The organism is bacterium (assembly GCA_021372775.1).
GTDB lineage: Bacteria > Acidobacteriota > Polarisedimenticolia > J045 > J045 > JAJFTU01.
The window spans coordinates 1-6491 of sequence record JAJFTU010000442.1 but is presented as its reverse complement, the minus strand read 5'-3'; the positions used below and the strand labels follow the sequence as shown (position 1 = coordinate 6491).

At 75.4% G+C, this 6491-nt stretch carries 5 protein-coding genes; all 5 read left to right on the top strand.

Annotated elements, in window-relative coordinates:
• On the top strand, nt 1-307 hold a 307-nt coding region (locus LLG88_15130; GenBank protein ID MCE5248240.1), incomplete at its 5' end, for a hypothetical protein.
• Nucleotides 308-362: 55 nt separating this feature from the next.
• Nucleotides 363-3341, top strand: coding sequence for a protein kinase (locus tag LLG88_15125; protein ID MCE5248239.1), 2979 nt, complete (start codon nt 363-365; stop codon nt 3339-3341).
• A gap of 69 nt (nt 3342-3410) precedes the next feature.
• Nucleotides 3411-4781 carry a tryptophanase gene (locus tag LLG88_15120; GenBank protein ID MCE5248238.1) on the top strand — a complete coding sequence of 457 codons (1371 nt, stop codon included), beginning with the start codon at nt 3411-3413 and terminating at the stop codon, nt 4779-4781.
• A gap of 285 nt (nt 4782-5066) precedes the next feature.
• Entirely contained in the window at nt 5067-6170 is a 1104-nt protein-coding gene (locus tag LLG88_15115; protein MCE5248237.1) for a helix-turn-helix domain-containing protein, read from the top strand.
• 133 nt (nt 6171-6303) lie between these two features.
• On the top strand, nt 6304-6491 hold a 188-nt coding region (locus LLG88_15110), incomplete at its 3' end, for a divalent metal cation transporter (protein MCE5248236.1).

Below are 6491 nucleotides of genomic sequence, written 5' to 3'. Positions count from 1 at the left end.
GGTCCCCTTCAAGCCGCAGCCGTCCTGGCCGCGCGGCTGGAGCGTCGTCGCGCAGGGCGACGCCTCGCCCGCCGCGGGGGTCGTCTGGTTCCGGCTCGAGGCGCCCGGAGGGGACGCCGAGGCGGCGGCCCGCGCCGCGCTCGCCGCCGCGCGGCCGTCGCTCGGCGCGACCGAGGACGAGGACGTCGCGGTCGGCGCGGACGGCGCGGTCGTCGGCCAGGCGCGGGGGGCGAGGGCCTCCGTCGCGCTCTTGGCGCGCGCCGCGGGGGGGCGGACGCAGGTCGAGGTCAATTTCGTGCCGCGCTGACGGCGTGGACCGCCGGCGGCGCCGGGACCTATCTTCGGAGCGGACGCAGAGGACGATGGCGGGCGAGTGGACGGCAAAAGCTCGATGGGCGGCCCTGCGCGGCGACCATGCCGCGGCGGGGGACCTCTATCGGCTCGCCGGCAACCTCCCCCGCGCCCTCGAGATGTACCGCAAGGGGCGGCTGTACCGCGCCGCCGGCGAGGTTTCGGTCCAGCTCGGCGACTACGCCGCCGCGTCCCGCGACTTCGAGTTGGGCGGCATGCTGCTCGAGGCCGCCGAGCAGGCGATGCGCGCCGGCGACCGCGACCGGGCGGCGCGCCTGTTCATCGACGCCGGGCAGTCGCGGCGCGCCGCGCAGATCCACGCGGACGCCGGGCGTCCGGGCAAGGCGGCGCCGCTCTACGAGCACGCCGGGGACTATCTCCGCGCCGCGCGGCTGTTCCTGGACGCGCGGGAGGCGGGCGGCGCCTCGCGCTGCCTCGACTCCCTCTGCAAGGCGGGGATCGCGCCGCAGGACACGGTCGAGATCCAGGCGCTCGCCCAGCGCTGCGCCCACCTGCTCCTCTCGCTCGGCGATCCGGACGGGGCCGCGAAGTGGTACGAGCGGTCCGGCCGCTCGTCCGACGCCGCCCGCGCCTGGGAACGGGCCGGGCAGCCGGCGCGCGCGGTCAAGGCGTATCTCGCGGCGGGCGAAGCCGAACGCGCGGCGACGGTCGCCGAGGGGCAGCCGCCGGAGAAGATCGAACCGCTCCTCGCCGCGCAGGCCTATCACGCCGCCGGCCGCTGGGGCGAGGCCGCGGGCCTGTTCCTCGAGGCGGGACGTCCCGCCGAGGCGGCGCAGTGTCTCGAGGCGCTCGGCTGCTCCGCGGAGGCGGCGTGGGCCCACGAGGCGGCGGGCGACCTGCCGGCGGCCGCGGCGGCGCACGAGCGGGCGGGGAACCTGCCCGAGGCCGCGGCGATGTTCCGCCGGGCGGGGGCGATGCGCGAGGCGGCGCGCTGCTTCGAGGCGGCCGGCGCGCTGCAGGACGCCGCGCGCTGCTACCTCGACGGCGGGCGCAAGCTCGACGCGGCGAAGATCTACGAGCAGCTCGGCAACATCGACGAAGCGGTGGAGATCCTGCAGTCCCTCTCCCCCGAGGAGCCGGAGGAGCGGTACCAGGTCGGCACGATGCTCGGCCGCCTCTTCGAGCTCAAGGGTCACGACGCGCTGGCCGCGGAGCAGTACAAGCGGGCGCTGGCGACCGAGCCGGATCCGCCGCACGCCGTCGAGGCGCTCTACCTCCTCGCCGCGGCGCTGGAGCGCGCCGGCCGGGCCCGCGAGGCGACGCACGCGCTGCGCCGCCTGGTCTCGATCGACTTCAACTTCGCCGACGCCGCGGCGCGCCTCGAGCGGCTCGAGAACCGCGCCGGCGCGGCGAAGGCGACGAGCGGGCCGCAGCGCCCGCAGCGGCTCCCCGAGCGCTACGCGGTCGAGGGGGAGCTGTCCGGCCGCGCGCCGGGCGCCGCGCTCCTCGCGCGCGACACGGTGATGGAGCGGCCGGTCGTGCTGCGCCGCTTCGGGCCGGACGTCGTCCGCAACGAGAAGGCCGCCGACCGGATCCTCGCGGACGCCCGCCGCGTCGCGCGCCTGCACCACCCCGCGATCGCCGGCGTCTACGAGGCCGGACGCGAAGGCACCGGCGTCTATCTCGTCGAGGAGCACGTCGGAGGACGAAGCCTGCGCGAGATCCTGCGCCAGGACGGGCCGCTCGACGTGCCGCGCGCGGTGCAGATCTTCACGCGCCTCGCCGAGGCGCTCGACTACGCCCACGGGCTCGGGCTGCTCGCCCGCTCGCTGCGCCCGGAGACGATCTACGTCAATCCCTCGGGCGAGGCGAAGATGGTCGACTTCGGCCTCGCGCTGCGCGAGGCCGACTGGGGCGGCCCCGACGCCTCCTACCGGCCGCCGGAAGTGGACGCGCACGAGCGGATGGACTCGTCGTCCGACGTCTTCCTGCTCGGCGTCGTCGCCTACGAGATGCTCTTCGGCGCCCCGCCGCCGGCGAGCGAGCCGGACGGGAAGACGCCGCCGCCGTTCCCGCGCGATCCGCAGCGGCCCGTGCCCGAACTGCTGCGCCGCGTCATCTCCGGCTGCCTCGTGCCCGACCGCTCGCGCCGCACCGGCTCGGCGCAGAAGCTGCTCGAGGACCTGCACGGGACGCACCTGCTCCCCGGCGCGCTGATGGCCAACCGCTACGAGATCCTCAAGGAGATCGGCCGCGGCGGCATGGGGACCGTCTTCGTCGCCAAGGACCTCGTGCTCGACGAGAAGGTGGCGCTGAAGGTCCTCGCCGGCGCGCTCGACGAGAACACCGAGAAGCGGTTCATCCAGGAGATCCGGCTCGCCCGCCAGATCAACCACCCGAACGTCGTCCGCGTCCACACCTTCGAGCGGTGGCGCGAGATGCGCTTCATCGTGATGGAGTACATCGACGGCGTGGACCTGCGGAAGTGGGCCGCGTCGCGCGGGCCGATCCCGCTCGGGCAGGCGCTCGACGTCGTCGCCGGCGTCGCCGAGGGGCTCGCCGCGGCGCACCGCCTCGGCATCGTCCACCGCGACGTCAAGCCGGAGAACGTCCTCGTGGACGGCGAGGGACGGCCGCACCTCTGCGACTTCGGCATCGCGCGCAAGGGGGACGTCCACCTGACGCGCGAAGGGCTCGTGATGGGCTCGCCGGCCTACATGGCGCCGGAGCAGATCCGCGGCCAGGCGGCCGACGCCCGGGCCGACCTCTACGCCCTCGGCATCCTCGCCTTCTTCCTGATCGCCGGACGCGAGCCGTTCGCCTCGGAGAACGTCGCCGAGGTGCTGCGGCAGCAGCTCGAAGTCGAGCCCCCCGCCCTCTCCTCGCTCCGCCAGGGCGTGCCGCGCGGGCTGGAGGATCTCGTCGCGCGGGTCCTCTCCAAGGATCCGGCGCGGCGCGCGCCGAGCGTCTTCGATTTCCTCGGCGAACTGAAGGTCGTCCGGGCCGGGCTGCGGCAGATCACCAACTGACCGCCGTTTGACGGCGAGCCTCCGGGCGGCCATTCTAGTCGTCCCCCACCGCGCGTCCCGGAGTCAGCAGTGAAGACCATCATCGAGCCGTTCCGCATCAAGAGCGTCGAGCCGATCGGAATGAGCACGCCGGAAGAGCGCGAAGAAGCGCTGATCCGCAGTCACTACAACCTGTTCATGGTTCCCGCGCGGGAAATCACGATCGACCTTCTCACCGACTCGGGCACCGGCGCGATGAGCGCCGCCCAGTGGGCCGCGGTGATGCAGGGCGACGAGTCGTACGCCGGAGCGCTCTCCTGGGAGCGGTTCGAGGCGGCGGTCCGCGGCATCACCGGCTTCAAGCGCGTCGTCCCGACGCACCAGGGCCGCGCCGCGGAGCGGATTCTGTTCGGCACGATCGCCAAGCCCGGCTCGGTGATCCCGTCGAACACCCACTTCGACACGACCCGCGCCAACATCGAGGCCCGCGGCGCCAAGGCCGTGGACCTCGTCTGCGCCGAAGGGCGCCGGCCGGAGCTCGTCGCGCCGTTCAAGGGAAACATGGACGTCGCGGCGCTGGAGAAGCTGATCGCCGAAGTCGGCCGGGAGAACATCCCGGTGGTGATGATCACCGTCACCAACAACAGCGGCGGCGGCCAGCCGGTCAGCCTCGCCAACCTGCGCGAGGTCAGCGCGGTCTGCCGCAAGCACCGCATCCCGTTCTTCATCGACGCCTGCCGCTTCGCCGAGAACGCCTGGTTCATCAAGACGCGGGAAGAGGGACAGGCCAACCGCACGCCGCGCGCCATCGCGCAGGAGATGTTCTCGCTGGCCGACGGGGCCACGATGTCGTGCAAGAAGGACGGCATCGCCAACATGGGCGGGTTCATCGCGCTGAACGACGAGGAGCTCTACTCGCAGCTCGTCAACCCGCTGATCCTCGGCGAAGGGTTCCTCACCTACGGCGGCCTCGCCGGACGGGACCTCGACGCGATCGCCGTCGGCCTCGAGGAAGCGCTCGAAGAGGACTACCTCCGCTACCGCATCGCCTCGACCGAGTACCTCGCGGCCGGGCTGCGCAAGGCGGCGGTGCCGCTCGTCGAGCCCCCCGGCGGCCACGCCGTCTTCATCGACGCCAAGGCGATGCTGCCGCACATCCCGGCGCTGCAGTTCCCCGGCCAGTCCCTCTCGATCGAGATCTTCCGCGTCGGCGGGATCCGGGCCTGCGAGATCGGCTCGGTGATGTTCGCCGCGAAGAACGAGAAGGGCGAGGAGATCCCGGCGCCGATGGAGCTCGTCCGCCTGGCGATCCCTCGGCGCGTCTACACGCAGTCCCACATGGACTACGTCGTCGAGGCGATCGGCGAGGTCGCGGCGCGCCGCAAGGAACTGCGCGGCGTCGAGATCGTCGAGCAGCCGCCGTTCCTGCGTCACTTCACCGCCAAGTTCCGCCCGCTCTGATCGAGCCTTCGTCGAAGACCACGGAAAGGCCGGGCCCCGCGCCCGGCCTTTTCTTTTCGGGCCGCGCGCGTTCCGCCGCGCCCGTCCGTCGTGCGGCGGATCGGTTCGCCGCGCGCCGGGACGGCCCGCGGGGACACAGTTCCCGCGCCCGCGCCGCCTCGTCCCGCGCCGCGAACGGGGCCGGACGGCCGCCGCCCCGGGGGCCGGTTGGCGGCCGCGCCGGCCGGCGTCACCTTCCGCCCGTTCCCGCAACGCCGTGTCCGCCGCGGGGGGAGGAAAACCGCGATGACCGCCAGCAGGATCGAGCTTCGGCGCGCCGTGGGGCGCGCCCTCCAACAAGTGCGCCGCGAGGGGCGCCTCTCGCTCGACGACGTCGAGCAGGCGAGCGACGCCGAGGGGATGCGGATCACCCGCTCCCATCTCTCGCGGGTCGAGAACGGCCAGGCGGACCTCGCCCTCCCCCGCTTTCTCTGCCTGATGCGCGCCGTCGGCGAGCCGCCCGGGGCGGTCGTGGACGGGCTGGCGGCGTTGTTCGACAAGAAGGGCGACGACGCGCCGGCGCTCGAGCGGCGCGGCTTCGAGGCGCTCGCCGCCGCCGACCCCGACGCCGCCGCCCGCGCCTTCCGCGCCGCGGCGCGGACGAGCGTCAGGCCGCTGCCGCGCCCGACGCTCGAGGCGTGGGCCGAGGCCGAGGCGGCGCTCGGGCGCTGGTCGGCCTGCGCGCAGGCGCTGCAGCTCGCCATCGGCCCGCTCAAGCGCGCCGAGCCGGCGCTGGGGCTCCTGCTCGCCGCCGCGCAGCTCGGAGCGCGGAAGCCGGGGCTCGCCGCCGCCCTCGCGCGGGCCGCCGCGGAGCGCGCGCCGCGCCCCGCGCGCTTGATCGAGGCGCTGGCCCTCCTCGCCGGCGAGGGGGACGACGCCCGGGAGGCCGAGTCGGCGCTGGGGGCCGCCGAAGACGCCGCCGACGGGCCGCTCGAGCTCGTCGGGGGCCTCGCCAGGGCCGAGGCGCTGCGCCGGCTCGGACGCCCCGAGGAGGCGCGCCGGCTCGCGGCGCGCGCCGCCCTCTCCCCCGACCGCACCATCCGCGCCGAGGCGCTGCTGGCCGCGGCGCGCGCCTTGGCCGACGGACGCCGGGCCGCCGCCGCGCTGCGCCTGCTGGTCGAGGCGCGGACCTTGGCGCGCGCCGCCGGCGCCCCGGACCTCGTCGCGCGCAGCCACCGCGCGGCGGAGGAGATCCACCGCCGCCTCGGGAACATCGAGGAGTCGGCCCGCGCCGCGCGCGCCGCGCGGGCGGTCTCGCGGCGCAACCTCGCCGACGGCCGCGCGCCGGCGGAGTTGCCCCTCGCCTCGCTCTACCGCGTGCTCGCCGGGCGGGAGCACCGGCCGACCTGAGGCGGCCGCGGCGCGCGGCGCGCCGCCGCGCCCGCGCCGAGGCGTCGGCCCGAGCGCGATCGCGCGGCCGGGGGCGTTCGCCCGCGGCGCCGCCGCGCCCGCGCCGGCCGGTTTTCCCGGTACAGTGAGCGCGATGGAGAAGCGGAACGGGAACGGCGAGGGGCTGTCGCTGCGCGAGGCGCACGGGTCGGTCTTCGTGCCGGCCGGCGGCCCCGGCTGGCGGCGCTGGCTGGCCGTCGCCGGCCCGGCGCTGATGGTCGCCGTCGGCTACATGGACCCGGGCAACTGGGCGACCGACCTCGCCGCCGGCAGCCGCTACGA